This window comes from Bradyrhizobium sp. LeoA1Lang (assembly GCF_055413685.1).
The window spans coordinates 1-16,707 of sequence record NZ_JBVAPG010000097.1 but is presented as its reverse complement, the minus strand read 5'-3'; the positions used below and the strand labels follow the sequence as shown (position 1 = coordinate 16,707).

The window sequence follows — 16,707 nt, the reverse complement described above, 5'->3', positions numbered from 1 at the left end:
GTCAGACATGAAGTCAGACATTCAGGTTGATCGTCCGGTCATGGCTGCGACTTCGCTGCGCCGCCTGACGTTTCACCCCCCGTTGCCGCCCCGCTCGAGCCCTTCTGGTCGCCCTCGCCCTGCGTGCGCTCGCGCCGCGAACGATGTTCGCCGTCCTTTGCCTGGCCATCTTTGGCCTGACCATCCTTGGCTTGGCCGTTCTTGGCATCCGGGCTGCGGCTGCGCTTGCGCGGCGCGAGATCGGCGGTCGGCGCGGCGTCGTCCTTGCCGATGATGACTTTCGATCCATCGGCGAGATTGGCAAATCCCGTCGTGACGACGCGGTCAGAGGCCGCGATCCCCTTGCCGATCACGGCGTCATGCTCGTTCTGCTGGATGACCGTGACCGGTTTGGCGGTGACGATATTGTCCTCGCCGATCACATAGCTGAAGGTTCCGGCAGGCCCGCGCTGCACAGCCGAGGTCGGCACCACGATCGCTTTCGGCAGCGTCTCAACCTTCAGCCGCACGTTGACGAATTGGCCGGGCCAGAGCTGGAAATTGCCGTTGGGAAATTCCGCTTTCAGTTTCAGCGTGCCGGTGGTTGGGTCGACCTGATTGTCGATGCCGGTCAGTTTGCCGGTATCGATCACGGTCACGCCGTCATTGCCGAACACGTCGACCGCGAGCGTGCCCTGGCCGGCCGCGGCATTCACCCGCACGATCTGCTGCTGCGGCAGGCTGAACCACACCGCGATTGGCTGCAACTGGGTGAGAACGACGAGGCCGGTGGTGTCGGAGCCATGGATGATGTTGCCCTGGTCGACCTGGCGGAGGCCCGCGCGACCCGAGATCGGCGCAACGACCTTGGTGTAACTCAGCGTCGCCGCCGCGTTGTCGATCGCGGCCTGATCTGCCTTCACCAGCGCTTCCTGCTGCGCAACCACCGCCTTCTGGGTGTCATACTGCTGCTTCGAACCGGCGTTGGTTTGAGCGAGCTGCTGGTAGCGCGCGAGGTCGAGCCGCTGGTTGGCGAGCAGCGCCTCATCCTGCGCCTTCTTGGCGACGGCCTGATCGTACTGCGCCTGATAGATCGCGGGATCGATTTCGGCGAGCACGTCCTCCTTCTTGACGTCCTGCCCCTCGACAAAGTTCACCTTGATCAGCTTGCCGTCGACCTGCGAGCGAACCGTGACCGTATTCAGCGCGCGCACCGAGCCGACGCCGTCGAGATAGACCGGCATGTCCTGCACGCGCGGCATGGCCGCCAGCACCGGCACCGGCAGGTCAGGCCGTGCGTTGGCGTTGTGGCCGCCCCCCTTCTGCTGCCAGGCCAGCCAGCCGATATAGCCGAGGCCGCCGAGGATCACGGCGGCAATGATCAGCGACACCATCCGCTTGAGCAGGCGCGACAACAAGCCCGGCTTGTTCACCTCCGCAGCCTTCGCGTTGTCCTTTGCTTCCGGCTTAAAGAGCATCGACCGATCTCTCCACCTTTGGCTCCCAGCCGCCGCCCAGCGCCTGATACAGGCTGATGATCGCCTGCAGGCGGGCCAGTTGCGCCTGCCACAGCGCGTCCTCGGCCTGGAATAGAGTCTGTTGGGTCTGTAGCACAGTTACGATGTCAGCAGTTCCGGCCTGCAACTGCTGTTCGGCCAATTGAAACGCCCGCTGTGACGACGCCACGACGTCACGCTGCAGCCTCAGCCGGATCGTGGTCTCGCGTATTGCCACCAGCGCGCTGTCGACGTCGGCAAAGGATTGCACCACCGCCTTGCGATAGGCTTGCAGCAGTTCATCCTGCTGCGCCTGCGTTAATTCGAAATTGCCGAGGATCCGCCCGCCGTCGAAGATCGGCTGCGTCGCGCTGCCGACCAGGCTGAAGAACGCCGCATGCGGCTGGAATAGCGCCGACAGCGCCGAACTCTGATAGCCGCCCTGCCCGGTCAACTGGATACTCGGAAAGAACTGCGCGCGGGCGCTGCCGACATTGGCGGTGGCGGCTGCGAGCTGTGCCTCCTGTCGCCTGATGTCGGGACGCTGCGTCAACAGCCCCGACGGCAGGCCCGGGGTTACCCGTGGAATGGCGATGTTGTTGAGCGAGCCGCCGGTGATGCGCACGCTCTCCGGCGGCCGCGACACCAGCGTCGCCAGCGCATTGATGTTCTGGTCGAGGGTCTGCCGGAGCGGTGGCACCAACGCGCGCTGGTTGGCCACCAGGCTCTCCTGCTGCGCGACGTCGAGATCGGTGCCGGTGCCGGCCTTGAAGCGATCCCTGATCGCGTTGAGAACACGCTCGGCGCTGGCGATGTTGCGCTGGGCGGTGCGAATCCGATCCTGCGACGTCAGCACCTGGAAATAGGCATTGGCAACGGCGGTCAGTGTGGTCAGCGCCACCACCTCGCGGTCGAAGCGGCTGGCGACCGCGGTCTCTTCCGCGGCCTGCGCAGCGTCGCGGTTCTGGCCCCAGAAATCGAGCTGATAGCTCGCGGCAAGCGAGGCGTTGTAGTTGACCACCTCGCGCCCGCCGATGCTCAAGCCGCTTGCGCTCGAGCCGGAGGTACGCGAATACGTCTCTGATCCACTGCCGGACAGCGTCGGCAGCAAGGCCGCGCCGGCAATCCGAGCCTGCGCGTCCGCTTGCTTGAAACGCGCCACCGCCGCCGCAATGTCCAGATTGACCCGCTGGGCTTCTTCCATCAGCGTCGTCAGCTCCGTCGAGCGAAAGCCACGCCACCAGTCGAGCGTCGGCGGCGCGTCTGAGGCCTTTGTCTGCCGCGCCGCCTTGTAGCCGCCGGGAATATCCAGCGCAGGATCGGGAAGATCCTTGGTCAGGATGCAGCCGGCCGAGCCCGCGGCAATCACAAAACCCGCAAACATGCGCAACACGGTTCGCAGGCTTGGCACAGGCGCGCGCGGCCGTGCGCCGACAGCAGCCCCCCGGATGCGCTGGGTCACCTCCGTTCTCCTCCGCGCGCCGAATCAAGTCGCGATGAGTTCGCAACGCGTTGGGGGATAGTCTGTAGAACCTTCACGGAGTGATGCTTCCAATGGAACCGCCCCGTCATACTACTCCGGGGGCATGGCAAGCGGACAGTCCTGCCAACCCGACGAGAGACCCTGGCCAAGTTCAACCAGGGAACCTCCGAAGAGCAAGTTGTCCTTATCTTACAGGCCTTACTTCAATTTCGTGGGCACCGGAAGCTGCCGGAATCTTACGAAGATTTCATGGGGATTTCCGAGCGCCTGTTGCCCCGAATCCCCAATGCTCCGACACCATCCGGCACCCCATTTCGCGGACCGAGAGTCGCGAGGCAGATTGCCGCGGACCGGTGGGTCGATTCGGGCCGGCTCGCACCGCGGCGCAAGGGGGCCTTTCCCTTTTGCCGCCCCCGCACTAGGGTCAGCCGGGAGCGAAATAACCGGCAAAGAATACCCCCGACATGACAATCAACAACGACGTCGTCGAAGCCATCGGCAATACGCCGCTGATCAAGCTCAAGCGTGCCTCCGAGCTGACCGGATGCACCATCCTGGGCAAGGCCGAGTTCATGAATCCCGGCCAGTCGGTCAAGGACCGCGCCGGCAAGTGGATGATCCTGGAGGCGGAGAAACGTGGCGCGCTCAAGCCGGGCGGGCTGGTGGTGGAATCGACCGCCGGCAATACCGGCATCGGGCTCGCGGTCGTCGCCAGCGCCCGCGGCTACCGGACCCTGATCCTGATCCCGGAAACTCAGAGCCAGGAAAAGAAGGACATGCTGCGGCTGTGCGGTGCCGAATTGATCGAGGTGCCGCAGCTGCCCTACTCCAATCCGAACAACTATCAGCATGTCGGCAAACGGCTGGCTGACGAACTTCGCAAGACCGAGCCGAACGGCGTGTTGTTCGCCGACCAGTGGAACAACCTCGACAATGCCAAGGCGCACTACGACTCGACCGGCCCGGAGATCTGGCAGCAGACCGGCGGCAAGGTCGACGGCTTCATCTGCTCGGTCGGCACCGGCGGCACGCTCGCCGGGACCAGCCGCGCCCTGAAGGAAAAGAACAACGGCATCGTCACCGCCTGCGCCGATCCGCACGGCTTTGCGATGTACGAACTGTTCAAGCATGGCGAGGCCAAGTCGACCCCGGGCGACTCGATCACCGAGGGCATCGGTCTTGGCCGCGTCACGTCCATCATCGAGACCGCCAAGGTCGACGACGCCTTCCTGATTTCGGACGAGGAAGCGGTCACCGTGATCTACGAACTGCTGGAGCACGAGGGTCTCTGCCTCGGCGGCTCGACCGGCGTCAACGTTGCCGGCGCGATCCGGCTGGCAAAGCAGCTCGGGCCCGGGAAGACGATCGTGACGATCCTCGCCGACTCCGGCAACCGCTATCAGTCCAAGCTGTTCAATCCGGATTTCATGCGCTCGAAGAACCTGCCGGTGCCGGCATGGCTCGAGAAGCGCACCAAGATCGACGTGCCGTTTGTTTAGGACGCGAGTAGCGAATAGCGAATGGATTGCCCTATTCGCTACTCGCCATTCGCTATTTCGCTCATCTCAAAATCTGACTGAGGAACAGCTTCGTCCGCGCGTGCTGCGGATGGGCGAAGAATTCCTTCGGCGTGTTCGACTCGATGATCTGGCCGGCGTCCATGAAGATGACGCGGTCGGCGACCTCGCGGGCAAATCCCATCTCGTGGGTGACGACCAGCATGGTCATGCCCTCTTTGGCGAGGTCGACCATGGTGTCCAGGACTTCCTTCACCATTTCCGGGTCGAGCGCCGAGGTCGGCTCGTCGAACAGCATCACCTTCGGGTTCATCGTGAGCGCACGCGCGATCGCGACGCGCTGCTGCTGGCCGCCGGACATCTGGCCCGGATATTTGCTGGCCTGATGCGGGATTTTTACCCGCTCCAGGAACTTCATCGCTGAGGCCTCTGCGTCCCTCTTCGGGATGTTGCGCACCCAGATCGGCGCCAGCGTACAGTTGTCGAGCACGGTCAGATGCGGAAACAGGTTGAAGCTCTGGAACACCATGCCAACCTCGCGCCGGACCTCGTCGACGCGCCGCAAGTTCGGACCGAGTTCAATGTTATCGACGATGATCTCGCCTTCCTGAAACTCCTCCAGCGCGTTGATGCAGCGGATCAGCGTCGACTTGCCGGAGCCCGAAGGGCCGCAGATCACGATGCGCTCGCCCCGGCCGACTTCGAGATTGATGTCGCGCAGCACGTGGAACTCGCCGTACCACTTGTTGAGGCCCTTGATGCTGACGATCGGATTCGAACTCATGGCGAATGCACTCAGTTGCGTCGGTGCGCGTTCAACCTGTTCTCGACGAACAGAGAATAGCGCGACATGCCGAAACAGAAGACGAAATAGATCAGCCCGGTGAAGGCAAAGCCGGTGAAAGCCGTGGTCGGCGTCGCCCAAGTGGGATCGCTGAAGGAAGCGCGCAACTGGCCGAGCAGGTCGAACAGCGCGACGATCGACACCAGCGAGGTGTCCTTGAATAGCGCGATGAAGCTGTTGACGAGGCCGGGAATGACGTGGCGCAGCGCCTGCGGCAGGACGATCAGCGCCGTCGTCTTCCACCAGGACAGGCCGAGCGCGCTTGCCGCCTCCCCCTGCCCGCGCGGGATCGCCTGCAGCCCACCCCTGATGACCTCGGCCTGATAGGCGCCGGCGAACAGCGCAATGCCGATCAGCGCGCGCACCAGACCGTCGATGGTGAAGCCGGTCGGCACGAACAGCGGCAGCATGTAGGTCGCAAAGAACAGCACCGTGATCAGCGGTACGCCGCGCCAGAACTCGATGAAGGCGATCGAGAAGATACGGATCAAGGGGATGGTCGAGCGTCGGCCGAGCGCCAGCGCAATGCCGACCGGCATCGAAGTGACGATGCCCGTCACCGAAACGACCAGCGTCACCAGCAAGCCGCCCCATAGCCTGGTGTCGACCACGGGGAAGCCGCCGCGGTCGAGCTTCATGACTGATATCACCAGACCAATCCCGGCAAAGGTCGCGAGACTGACGACCAGCGGCCGCCAGCCGGTGCGGAAACCGCCACCGAGGAAGAACAGGAGCAGCGAGACGATCACGGCGGTGATCGCGAAATCGATCCAGACCGGCTGGCCTGCGCTCTGGATCTGGTCGAGCAGCCATTGCAGGGGCAACAGCACCCAGGAGATCGCCGTGCTGATCAGGACGATCAGCTTTCCGAGCCCCCAGAGCGCCGGCCCGATCACGGCGGCGGCTTCGCCGGCCGCGGCGAGCTTGCGCCCGCCGTCGCCGATGCTGTCGTTGAATCCCGACAATAGCGACGTGATCCAGCTCACGGCAAAACCATCGAGCCCGCCGCCGCGCAGCAAGAAGAATGCGACCACCGGAAAAGCCAGGAAGAACAGGCTGGCATTGATGCCCTTGGCCGGGAGCCGAGGAATCAACAGCGGCAACAGCAGCACAGCCGCCAGGAAGAAGGTCAGGTTGACCCGCCAGCGCTCCGGCTCCGGATAGAATCCATAGATGAACTGGCTGAGCTTGGCCTGGATGAACGGCCAGCAGGCGCCGACCGGATGCCCGGCGGTCTCGGCCAGGCACGCGGCGCGGTCCGTGCCGGTCCAGACCGCATCCACAAACAGGAATTTGACCGTGGGGACGAGCACGAACCACAGCAGGAGCACGCTGACGATCGTGATCAGGATGTTGGTCGGCGAATTGAACAGCCGCGTGCGCAGGAAGCCCACGAGACCCGTGGTCTTCACCGGCGCGGGCCGCTGCGGAACGAGTTCCTCGCGGACGAAATTGGAAACGGCGATATCGCTCATCAGCCCATGCTCCGACTGATCCGCCAGCCATAGAAGCTCATGATCGCGCTCGTCACCAGCGAGATCAGGAGATAGACGCCCATGGTGATGCCGATGATCTCGATCGCCTGGCCGGTCTGGCTCAGCGTCGTTCCGGCGAACACCGACACCAGGTCGGGATAGCCGATCGCGACCGCGAGCGAAGAGTTCTTGGTGAGGTTGAGATACTGGTTGGTGAGCGGCGGTAGGATCACGCGCATCGCCTGCGGGATCACGATCAGCCGCAGCACCTCACCGCGGTGCAGCCCGAGCGAGGAGCCGGCCTCCATCTGTCCCTTGTGCACGGACAGGATGCCGGCGCGCACGATCTCGGCGATGAAAGCGGCTGTGTAGGTCGACAGCGCAAGCGTCAGCGCCACGAACTCCGGAATCAGGCGCGAGCCGCCGGCGAAATTGAAGCCTCTCAGCACCGGCATCTCGAAGGTAACCGGCGCGCCGAAGATCAGCGACGTCACCAGGGGCAGCCCGATCAGGAGGCCGAGCAGGTAGGGCCAGATCGTGATCATTCTGCCATACTGGTAGAGCTGCCGCCGCGCGTAGCGCCAGAGCACCAGCGCCGCCACGATCGCAACCAAGACCGCCACGACAAACGGCTCGAAGCCGGGATTGCCGATCGGCCTTGGAATCACCAGGCCGCGGTTGTTGAGGAAGAACATGCCGAACACGGAGACGCTCTGCCGCGGACTGGGCAGAGCCGCGAGCACCGCGAGATACCAAAACAGGATCTGGAACAAGATCGGCAGGTTGCGCACCAGTTCGACATAGGCGCCGGAAATCCGCGACAATAGCCAGTTCGGCGACAGCCGCCCGAGCGCCACCATGAAGCCGATCACGGTGGCGAAGAAGATGCCGATCACCGAGACCAGCAGCGTATTCACCAGTCCCACGAAGAAGACGCGCGTATAAGTGTCCGAGCCCGTGTACGGGATCAGGTTCTGGCTGACGTCAAAGCCAGCGGTGTTCTGCAGGAAGCCAAAGCCTGCGGTGATCCGCTGCGCCTGAAGGTTGGCGCGGGCATTGGCCACGATCTCATAGGCAATCCAGGCGAGCACGGCGACGAACAGGAGCTGGAGGACGAAGCCTCCCCATCCTGCGCGGCCGCCGAGCGCACGTTGCAGCTTGAGCAAAAACTGCGACGGTGGTTTCCGGGGCTCGATGGCCATCGCCGCACGCCTGTCGGATCAGCGGATCGGCGGCGCGTACTGGATACCGCCCTTATTCCAGAGGTTATTGAGACCGCGGGCGATGCCGAGTTTCGAGCCCGCGCCGACGTTGCGATCAAACGCCTCGCCGTAATTACCGACCGACTTCACGATCCGCGCGAACCAGTCCTTGGTCAGGCCGAGCTGTTCGCCGAGATTGCCGTCGGTGCCGAAGGCGCGCTTCAGCTCCGGCTTGTCAGATTTGGCCATCTCGTCGACATTCTTCTGGGTGACGGCGAGTTCCTCGGCATCGACCATCGCAAAGAGCGTCCATTTCACGATGTCGAACCATTGGTCGTCGCCATGCCGGACCATCGGCCCGAGGGGCTCCTTCGAGATCACTTCGGGGAGCACGACGTGGTCGGCGGGATTGGCGAGCTTCAGCCGCTCGGCATAAAGCTGGGAGACGTCGGAAGTGAAGACGTCGCAGCGGCCGGATTCATAGGCCTTCACCGTCTCGTCGGCAGAGGCAAACGCGATCACCTCATACTTCATGTTGTTGCCCTTGAAGTAGTCGGCGAGGTTCTGCTCGGTCGTGGTTCCGGTCTGCACGCAAACCGAGGCGCTGTTCAACTCCAGCGCTGAATTGACCTTCAGCGACTTCTTCACTAGGAAGCCCTGCCCGTCATAATAGGTCACGCCGGTGAAGTTGGCGCCGAGCGAGGTATCGCGCGACAGCGTCCAGGTGGTGTTGCGCGACAGCACGTCGATCTCGCCGGACTGCAGCGCGGTAAAGCGGTCTTTCGCCGACAGCGGCACGAACTTGACCTTGGTGCCATCGTTGAAGATCGCCGCCGCGATTGCGCGGCAGACGTCCACATCAAGTCCGGTCCAGTTCCCCTTGTCGTCGGGGGACGAGAATCCGGGCAGGCCCTGGCTGACCCCGCAGGACAGCATGCCCCGGTCCTTGACCGTCTTAAGGGTTTGCGCCGAAGCGCTCTGCGCCGAGAGGCCGGCGGCAAGGGCAAGTGTGAGAACCAGCGATACGCGTTTCATGGCAGGGCCTTTCAAGGGGTCGTCCGGGAAGGTTTGCGTGCGGTCGCCTCAAACGTTAACGGACCGACCGATGATCCCCAGCGAATCGCCGAACTGGCCTGCATCTTGCGTGCCAATCAGCCAAGCGTTGGATCGAAGGTCGCGGCAGGCCCCTCAACGTGCGGCGACTTGAAGTTGGGCGCATCACATAGTGACTGACGAGCCGGGTCAAGGGGTTGACGTAGCTCTTCCCTGTCCTGTTATTAAAAACCCGGCCCGGGCCCGCTTCTTCCGACGCGTCACGGCTGCTGCGGCAAAAAGTCTTTAACGGCGAGCGCATGAGCTTTTCCAACGACGGACCGGTCCCCCCACAACAGCCCGAAACCCGCCTGGTGACCGCGGGCCGGGACACCGAGGCCCAGAAGGGCTTCGTCAATCCGCCGGTCGTCCACGGTTCCACCGTGCTCTATCCGACCGCGGACGACCTCCATGCCCATCGCGGCGAATATCAGTATGGCCGGCACGGCACGCCGACGACGCGGGCGCTGCAGGACGTGCTGATGGCGCTGGAGGGGCCGCAATGCGCCGGCGTCGGGCTGACGCCATCGGGCCTCGCGGCGATCAGCACGGCGCTATTGTCGGTGCTCAAGGCCGGGGACCATCTCCTGGTCTGCGACAACGTCTACCGCCCCTCGCGCAATTTCTGCAACGGCCTGCTGGCGCGCTATGGGGTGGAGACCACCTATTTCGATCCGCTCGTGGGCGCTGGCATCGAAGCGCTGTTCAAGCCGAACACGCGCGCGGTGCTGGTCGAAGCGCCGGGCTCGCAATCCTTCGAGATGCCTGACATTCCCGCGATCGCTGCCGTCGCGCATGCGCGCACCGCGCTCGTGATCGACGACAACACCTGGGCGACCCCGCTCTATCACCGCTCGCTGGAGCAAGGCGTCGACATCAGCATCCAGGCGGCGACCAAATATATCGGTGGCCATTCCGACATCATGTTCGGCACCATTTCGGCCAATGCCAAGGCGTGGCCGCTGCTCGCCGAGGGCATCCGCCTGCTCGGCGTCTGCGCCGGGCCCGATGACGTCTATCTGGCGCTGCGCGGCGTCCGCACGCTGTCGGTCCGGCTGGCGCAGCATTACCGTTCCGGACTGGAGATGGCGCGCTGGCTGCAAGCGCGTCCCGAAGTGGCGCGGGTGCTGCACCCCGCGATCGAGAGCGATGCCGGCCACGCGGTCTGGAAGCGCGATTTCACCGGCGCCTCCGGCCTGTTCAGCATCGTATTGAGGCCGGCCCCGCAGAAAGCGGTCGACGCCCTGCTGGACACCGTCAAGCTGTTCGGCATGGGCTATTCCTGGGGCGGGTTCGAAAGCCTGGTCATCCCGTTCGATTGCAGCGATTACCGCACGGCCACCAAATGGGCGCCGGGCGGTCCGACGCTGCGGCTCCATATCGGGCTCGAAAACATCGACGACCTCAAGGCCGATCTCGATCGCGGCTTTGCCGCGCTCAAGGCGGCGATGTAAGCGCACAAGTACCGGGATTTTGCGGGCTTTCGGCGCGACCAAATAACCGCGTGTTCACCATGACGAAGAACTCCAAATCCTCGTCAGGCAAATCATCGCGCTCATCAAGTTCCCTTACACCTTTGCTGCCTTAGTCATGCTCCCGGGTTGGGCTGCCATCGCCGTGCGGCGTTGGCAGTCTGGGGTAAGCGTAAGCAGTCAAGCGTATGAATATCGCACGTATCGTCGTCCTGACCATCGCGCTTGGTGCGGGCGGCGTCGCGGCCTATTTGGTCCGCCAGCCCGAGACCAAGCCTGGTCCGGCCGAGCCGGTCGCGCAGCAACTGCCGACCGTCGAAGTTCTGGTCGCGCAGTCCGATATCGGCCTCGGCCAATCGGTCAAGCAGGAGAACCTGCAATGGCAGGCTTGGCCGGCCGCGACCGCGAGCAACAATTTCATCCGCCGTAACGACAGGCCAGATGCCATCAAGGACGTGATCGGCTCGATCGCGCGCGCGCCGCTCATCGCCGGCGAGCCGATCCGGGAGCAGAAGCTCGTCAAGGCGGACGGATCGGGCTTCATGGCGGCGATCCTGCCCCCAGGCAGCCGCGCGGTCTCGACGGAAATCTCGGCAGAGACCGCTGCAGGCGGCTTCATCCTGCCGAACGACCGCGTCGACGTCATCCTCAGCAGGCGCGAGAAGAACCCGGACCAGCACAGCGCGGATCTCGTCCGTTCGGAGATCATCCTGAGCAATATCCGCGTGCTCGCCATCGATCAGGCGCCGAAGGAGAAGGACGGTGCCAATTCCCTGCTCGGCAAGACCGTCACGCTTGAATTGAAGCCCGAGCAGACCGAGACGCTGGCGCGGTCGCGCCAATCCGGCGTCCTGTCGCTCGCGCTGCGCAGCATCGCCGACGTCAACGTCGCCGACAGCGCCTCCCAAGATCAGCCCCCGAAGCGGGGCCAGAGCATCAACGTGGTTCGCTACGGCGTCCCGAGCTCGACAACGACACAGAAGTGAGAAGGACGCCTGCCATGAAATGCGGTCGAACCAGATTTGCGGTGCGGTCTTCGCAAGTCCGCATCCTCTTGCTTTCGGCCGCGGCCGCACTGGCGCTCTCGCCGGTCATTGCTGCCGATTCCGAGACCCAAGGCGCGCAACCGGTTGCCAGTTCGCCGGCCAAGACCCGATTCCTGGCGCTCGGCGTCGGCAAATCCGTGATCGTCGACCTGCCGCGCGACGTGAAGGACGTGCTGGTCGCCGATCCCAAGATCGCCAACGCGGTCGTTCGCTCCGCGCAGCGTGCCTACATCATCGGCGCGGCGGTCGGGCAGACCAACGTCGTGTTCTTCGATGCCGACGGCCAGCAGGTCGCCGCCTATGACATCGCGGTGAAGCGCGACCTCAACGGCGTGCGCGCCGCGCTGAAGCAGACGCTGCCGGGCATCCAGATCGAAGGCGTCGGCGACGGCGTGATCCTGACCGGTTCGGTGTCGTCTCCGATCGAGGCCCAGCAGGCCGGTGACCTCGCGGCGCGGCTGGTCGGCGGCGCCGACAAAGTCGTCAACTCCATCACGGTGCGCGGCCGCGACCAGGTGATGCTGAAGGTCAATGTTTCCGAAGTGCGGCGCGACATCGTCAAGCAGATGGGCGTCGATCTTTCGGCCAACATGAACTACGGCACGGCGATCGTGAACTTCAACAACTCCAACCCGTTTACGGCCTTTGGCCGCCCGCTGGTGCCAGACAATGGCGGCACTGTCGCCGCGGTCGCCAAGGGCCTCCCGACCGTCACCGCCACCTTGCGCGCGATGGAAAGCGCGGGCGTGGCGCGGACGCTGGCCGAGCCCAACCTGACCGCAATCTCCGGGGAATCGGCGACCTTCATCGCCGGTGGCGAATTCCCGATCCCCGCCGGCTATTCCTGCGATCCGGTCACGCATGTCTGCACGACCCAGATCCAGTTCAAGAAGTTCGGCATCTCCCTCAACTTCACCCCGGTGGTGCTGACCGAGGGGCGCATCAGCCTGCGCGTCATGACGGAAGTGTCCGAGCTCTCCACCGACAATGCCATCACGCTGAACCAGGGCGGCACGTCGCTGACCGTTCCTTCGATCACCACCCGCCGCGCCGAGACCACGCTGGAAATCCCCTCCGGCGGCTCGATGGCGATGGCCGGCCTGATCCAGCAGAAGACCAAGCAGGCCATCAACGGCATGCCCGGCGTCGACCAATTGCCCATCCTTGGCGCGCTGTTCAGGAGCCAGGACTTCGTCAACAACGAGACCGAGCTGATGGTGCTGGTGACGCCCTATGTCGTGCGTGCGGTCGCCCAGAAGGAATTGTCGCGGCCCGATGACGGGTTCGCGCCGGCGGCCGATTCGCAATCGACGCTGCTCGCCCGCATCAACCGCATCTACGGTGTGGCGGCGCGCGCCGAGCCGGTCGGAGCCTATCCCGCCAATTTCGGCTTCATCATTGACTGAGCTTGGGGGCGCGACGATGACGGGCAGAGCATATCACCATCGCATATTGTACCGGCTGGGCGCCCTCGTCGGCCTGTCGGTCGCGCTTGCTGCCTGCCGCAGTGGCGGCGACGACCTCACGACCGCGACCGTTCCCAACGACTACCGCCTGCGGCATCCGATTGCCGTCACCGAAGCCGATCGCTCGATGGTCATCTTTGTCGGGCACGGCCGGGCCGGCCTGACCGCTCCGCAGCGCGCCGATGTGATGGGACTGGCGCGAACGTGGACCCGCGAAGGCACCGGCGCGATCATCGCCGAGGTGCCGGTCGACACGCCGAATGCGCGGGCGGCCGGCGCGACCTATCAGGAAATCCGATCGCTGCTCGCGGCCGGCGGCGTGCCCGCGCGCTCCATCACGCTGCGCAATTACCATCCCGACGATCCGCGCACGCTGGCGACGATCCGCTTGAGCTATCCGAAGATCACCGCGGTCGCGGGCCCCTGCGGGCTGTGGCCGGAGGATCTCGGACCCTCGCTCGACGACTACGGCTACAACCAGAACAAACCGTACTACAATTTGGGCTGCGCGACCCAGCGCAACCTGGCCGCGATGATCGACAATCCCGCCGACCTCGAGCAGCCCCGCGCCGAGACGCCGGCCTATTCGCCGCGGCGTGACGTAGCGTTCGAGAAGTACCGAAAGGGTGTTTCGACCACCACCAACTATCCCGAAGCCGACAAGGCCAAGCTCAGCGATACAGGCAAATGATCAGCCGCGCCCAACATCCTGACAACGAGACCGACGCCGCGCCGCACGCCGACGACTATATCGCCCCTGCCCCGCGCGTGTCGGTGCAGGCGTTCTGCGCGACGGTGGCGACCGCAACAACCGTGAAGGCCGCGAGCGAGGATCGCCGTCTCGCCAAGGCGCATCTCTCGGTACATATGGGCGGCATCGCTGCGGCGATCGACGCCTATCACACGGCACCGACCCCGAACGTCATTTTGCTCGAGACCGAGAGCGGCAGCGACTTCCTCGCCGGCCTCGACGAGCTCGCAACCGTCTGTGATGCCGGCACCCGCGTTGTCGTGATCGGCAGGGCCGACGACAAGGCGCCCTATCGCGAACTGGTGCGCCGCGGCGTCAACGACTATGTGGTCGGCCCGGTCGAGGTGCTCGACGTGGTGCGCTCGATCTGCGGCCTGTTCTCGGCGTCCGAGGCAATCACTGTCGGCAGGATGATCGCGGTCTGCGGCGCCAAGGGCGGCGTCGGCGCGTCCACGGTCGCGCATAACATCGCCTGGGCGATCGCGCGCGATGTCGGGCTTGATTCGGTCGTGATCGATCTCGACCTCGCGTTCGGCACAGCCAGCCTCGATTACAATCAGGACCCGGTCCAGGGCATCGCCAATGCGGTGTTCCAGGCGGAGCGCCCGGACAGCGCGCTGATGGAGCGCCTGCTTGCGAAATGCACCGACCATCTCAGCCTGCTGGCGGCGCCGGTGACGCTGGAGAAGGTCTATGATTTCGGCGCCGACGCCTTCGACGCCATCTTCGACACGCTGCGCATGACGACGTCCTGCATCGTGCTCGACGTGCCCCACCAATGGACCGCCTGGACCCGCCGCGCCCTGATCGGCGCCGACGACATCCTGATCGTCGCCGAGCCCGATCTGGCCAACATGCGCAACACCAAGAACATGATGAACACGCTGAAGGCGGCGCGGCCCAACGACCGTCCCCCGCTGTACTGCCTCAACCAGGTCGGCATGACCAAGCGGCCGGAGATCGAGGTGCGCGCCTTCGCCAAGACCATCGACAGCCAGCCGATCGCCGCCATCCCCTTCGATTCGAAGCTGTTCGGCACCGCCGCCAATAACGGCCAGATGATCGCGGAGATCGCCAGCAATCATCGCATCACCAAGACGTTCCTGCAGATCGCGCAGCGGATGACCGGGCGCGCCGACACAAGGACACAGCGCAATTCGCTGTTGTCGCCGATCATCAAGAAACTGCGCGCGGTCGGTGCCCGATCGAAAGGCGTCTCGGCCTAGCCCCCGCGTGTCAATCTGACTCGGCGGCCGCTGCCACCGGGATCTTCTCGCCACCGCCCCGCGGTGCTTCCTTGCGGGCCAGCACACGCTTCAATGCGGCGACGTTGGCGGCGGCTTCCTCCGGCGGCACATCCGCCTTCACGATGCTCTCCGCCTCGCCGGTGCGGCCCTGCAGGCCGACCGCGAGCGCCAAATTGGCCTTGATCCGCTGATCGTTCGGCGCACGGCTGCGGGCTTTGCGCAGCGTCTCCTCGGCTTGCGGCAATTCCTTCGACAGCACGTAGGACAGCCCGAGATTGGACAGCACCGATGGCTCATCGGGTGCGATCTTGAGCGCGCTCGCATAGTATTGCCGCGCCTCGTCGTGGCGGTCGAGCTGATCGAGCGCCGCCCCCTGCGCGGACAGGATCCGCCAATCCGGATCATCCGGGCTGTGGGCGCGGCCGAGCACGTCGAAGGCCTGCTGGAAATTACCGTTGTCGGCGAGCGCCCGCCCATAGCCGGCGAGCAGCGCCTTGTTGTTCGGCTGGGTCATCGAGGCCTGCTCGAGGATGGCGACCGCCTGCGCGCGCTGCCCGGTGGCGCGCAGCGCCTTGGCGTATTGCAACGCTGCTGCGGCATCCTTCGGATTGGCCTTGAAGCGCTCTTGGTAGGTCTCGAGGTCGCGCCGCGGGTCGGCGGTTGGCCGGCTGGCCTCAGCCGTGTCGCCGAGCGATCCCGTGATGTCCGAAGGGCTGGATGTCTGGCAGCCGCTAAGCGCCAGCACCAGGGCCGCCGATGCTGCCGCGCCGACGAGGAGCCTTGCGGCGGAGGATCGGTGAAGCAACTTCTGGGACATGTACCCTGACCACGGTCGGCGATTGCCCAGAATGCTTCGCAGCTTAACCCTAAATCCGGGTTAAGAGAGTTCCGTCCGCGGCAGATATCGATCAACCCTGCCGCTCACCTCGCCGCTGGAGAGTCTCATTGGCCGCGGCGCGCGCCACGCCTAATCGACGAACTGAGCGCCGAACTCGCAGCCGATCCGCCAGGCGAGACGGCATTGGCGCGGGCTGCCGTTCGAAAGGATGATGGTGAATTCAGAGGGAATTTCCGCATATTCGGCGATCACCTTGACGCCGCCATCGGAGATGTCCGTGATCATGCAGTCCCGCGGCAGGGTGCCGGTGCCGAACTGGATCTTGGCGAGACTCCTGCACAGACGACGCTCGCTCTTACGTCGATTGACGAACATGTCGACCCCCAGCCCCTACTCATTGATTAGCCCGTTTGTTCTCCTGCTGTAGCGAGAAATCGTTGGAATCTGGCTAGCAGGACTGCTCGCAGTTGAACTGTCGCCTTCAAACTCCATTTACCGGCTCTGCCGGCCTTTTCCTCGAAATGACGCAATCTCAAGCAAACGAGGGCTAGGCGCAGGTGAATTCCTGTGTCCATTCCTTGGGAACAAATGGGTTGATCCGCCCCCTGCGAAAGCACGGACCCATAACCACAGGGAGCTGTTGTGGCACGAGCAAGCGGTTGCGCTTGAAGCTGTAGATTCCATGGGGCGGTGAGCGCGCCCTTTCCGGTAGGTTTGGGTTTCCACACTCGAACCATCGGAGAGTCTGATGCAAGCATCGACCAAGAGCACGCCCACCGCCGGCCATTGTGGCACGATT

14 protein-coding genes are annotated in these 16,707 nt (G+C 64.4%); 6 read left to right on the top strand and 8 right to left on the bottom strand.

Translation table 11 applies throughout. The features are described from left to right. Positions 1-38: 38 nt before the first annotated feature. A complete protein-coding gene (locus ACZYOF_RS27795; RefSeq protein ID WP_463717784.1) occupies positions 39-1,457 on the bottom strand; it encodes an efflux RND transporter periplasmic adaptor subunit in 1,419 nt (472 codons plus the stop codon). Next, positions 1,447-2,859, bottom strand: coding sequence for an efflux transporter outer membrane subunit (locus tag ACZYOF_RS27790; protein ID WP_463717791.1), 1,413 nt, complete (start codon positions 2,857-2,859; stop codon positions 1,447-1,449). The genes ACZYOF_RS27795 and ACZYOF_RS27790 overlap by 11 nt, the downstream gene beginning before the upstream one ends. Positions 2,860-3,422: 563 nt before the next feature. On the opposite strand from ACZYOF_RS27790, the gene ACZYOF_RS27785 reads away from it, so the two are divergent. Further along, positions 3,423-4,457 (top strand): cysteine synthase A, encoded by a 1,035-nt coding sequence (locus ACZYOF_RS27785; protein WP_463717783.1) that lies wholly within the window; start codon positions 3,423-3,425, stop codon positions 4,455-4,457. Positions 4,458-4,518: 61 nt separating this feature from the next. Here ACZYOF_RS27785 and ACZYOF_RS27780 read toward each other — a convergent pair whose 3' ends face one another. From ACZYOF_RS27780 to ACZYOF_RS27765, 4 genes are read right to left on the bottom strand one after another with little or no spacing between them, the layout of a single operon-like run. Then, complete coding sequence (locus ACZYOF_RS27780) at positions 4,519-5,259, bottom strand: amino acid ABC transporter ATP-binding protein (protein ID WP_130579200.1); 741 nt, start codon at positions 5,257-5,259, stop codon at positions 4,519-4,521. Between the two features lie 11 nt (positions 5,260-5,270). Continuing rightward, positions 5,271-6,794, bottom strand: a complete 1,524-nt coding sequence (locus tag ACZYOF_RS27775) for an amino acid ABC transporter permease (RefSeq protein ID WP_463717782.1) — start codon at positions 6,792-6,794, stop codon at positions 5,271-5,273. Beyond that, entirely contained in the window at positions 6,794-7,996 is a 1,203-nt protein-coding gene (locus tag ACZYOF_RS27770; RefSeq protein WP_130579203.1) for an amino acid ABC transporter permease, read from the bottom strand. Before ACZYOF_RS27770 ends, ACZYOF_RS27775 begins: the two co-directional genes overlap by 1 nt. A gap of 18 nt (positions 7,997-8,014) precedes the next feature. Then, entirely contained in the window at positions 8,015-9,031 is a 1,017-nt protein-coding gene (locus tag ACZYOF_RS27765) for an amino acid ABC transporter substrate-binding protein (RefSeq protein ID WP_463717781.1), read from the bottom strand. A gap of 317 nt (positions 9,032-9,348) precedes the next feature. Here ACZYOF_RS27765 and metC point away from each other — a divergent pair, with 317 nt between their 5' ends. From metC to ACZYOF_RS27740, 5 genes are all read left to right on the top strand, one after another. After that, positions 9,349-10,542: a cystathionine beta-lyase gene (gene metC / locus ACZYOF_RS27760; RefSeq protein WP_463717780.1), complete on the top strand. Its 1,194-nt coding sequence runs from the start codon at positions 9,349-9,351 to the stop codon at positions 10,540-10,542. A gap of 206 nt (positions 10,543-10,748) precedes the next feature. Next, positions 10,749-11,546, top strand: a complete 798-nt coding sequence (cpaB, locus tag ACZYOF_RS27755) for a Flp pilus assembly protein CpaB (protein ID WP_463717779.1) — start codon at positions 10,749-10,751, stop codon at positions 11,544-11,546. A 14-nt stretch (positions 11,547-11,560) separates the two neighbouring features. After that, entirely contained in the window at positions 11,561-13,012 is a 1,452-nt protein-coding gene (locus ACZYOF_RS27750) for a type II and III secretion system protein family protein (RefSeq protein WP_463717778.1), read from the top strand. A 16-nt stretch (positions 13,013-13,028) separates the two neighbouring features. After that, entirely contained in the window at positions 13,029-13,763 is a 735-nt protein-coding gene (locus ACZYOF_RS27745; RefSeq protein ID WP_463717777.1) for a CpaD family pilus assembly protein, read from the top strand. Continuing rightward, positions 13,760-15,049: an AAA family ATPase gene (locus ACZYOF_RS27740; RefSeq protein WP_463717776.1), complete on the top strand. Its 1,290-nt coding sequence runs from the start codon at positions 13,760-13,762 to the stop codon at positions 15,047-15,049. Before ACZYOF_RS27745 ends, ACZYOF_RS27740 begins: the two co-directional genes overlap by 4 nt. A 10-nt stretch (positions 15,050-15,059) precedes the next feature. Here the strand turns inward: ACZYOF_RS27740 and ACZYOF_RS27735 are convergent, their stop codons facing one another. After that, complete coding sequence (locus tag ACZYOF_RS27735) at positions 15,060-15,887, bottom strand: tetratricopeptide repeat protein (RefSeq protein WP_463717775.1); 828 nt, start codon at positions 15,885-15,887, stop codon at positions 15,060-15,062. 150 nt (positions 15,888-16,037) lie between these two features. Further along, positions 16,038-16,283 carry a PilZ domain-containing protein gene (locus tag ACZYOF_RS27730; protein WP_028166833.1) on the bottom strand — a complete coding sequence of 82 codons (246 nt, stop codon included), beginning with the start codon at positions 16,281-16,283 and terminating at the stop codon, positions 16,038-16,040. Between the last annotated feature and the right edge of the window lie 424 nt (positions 16,284-16,707).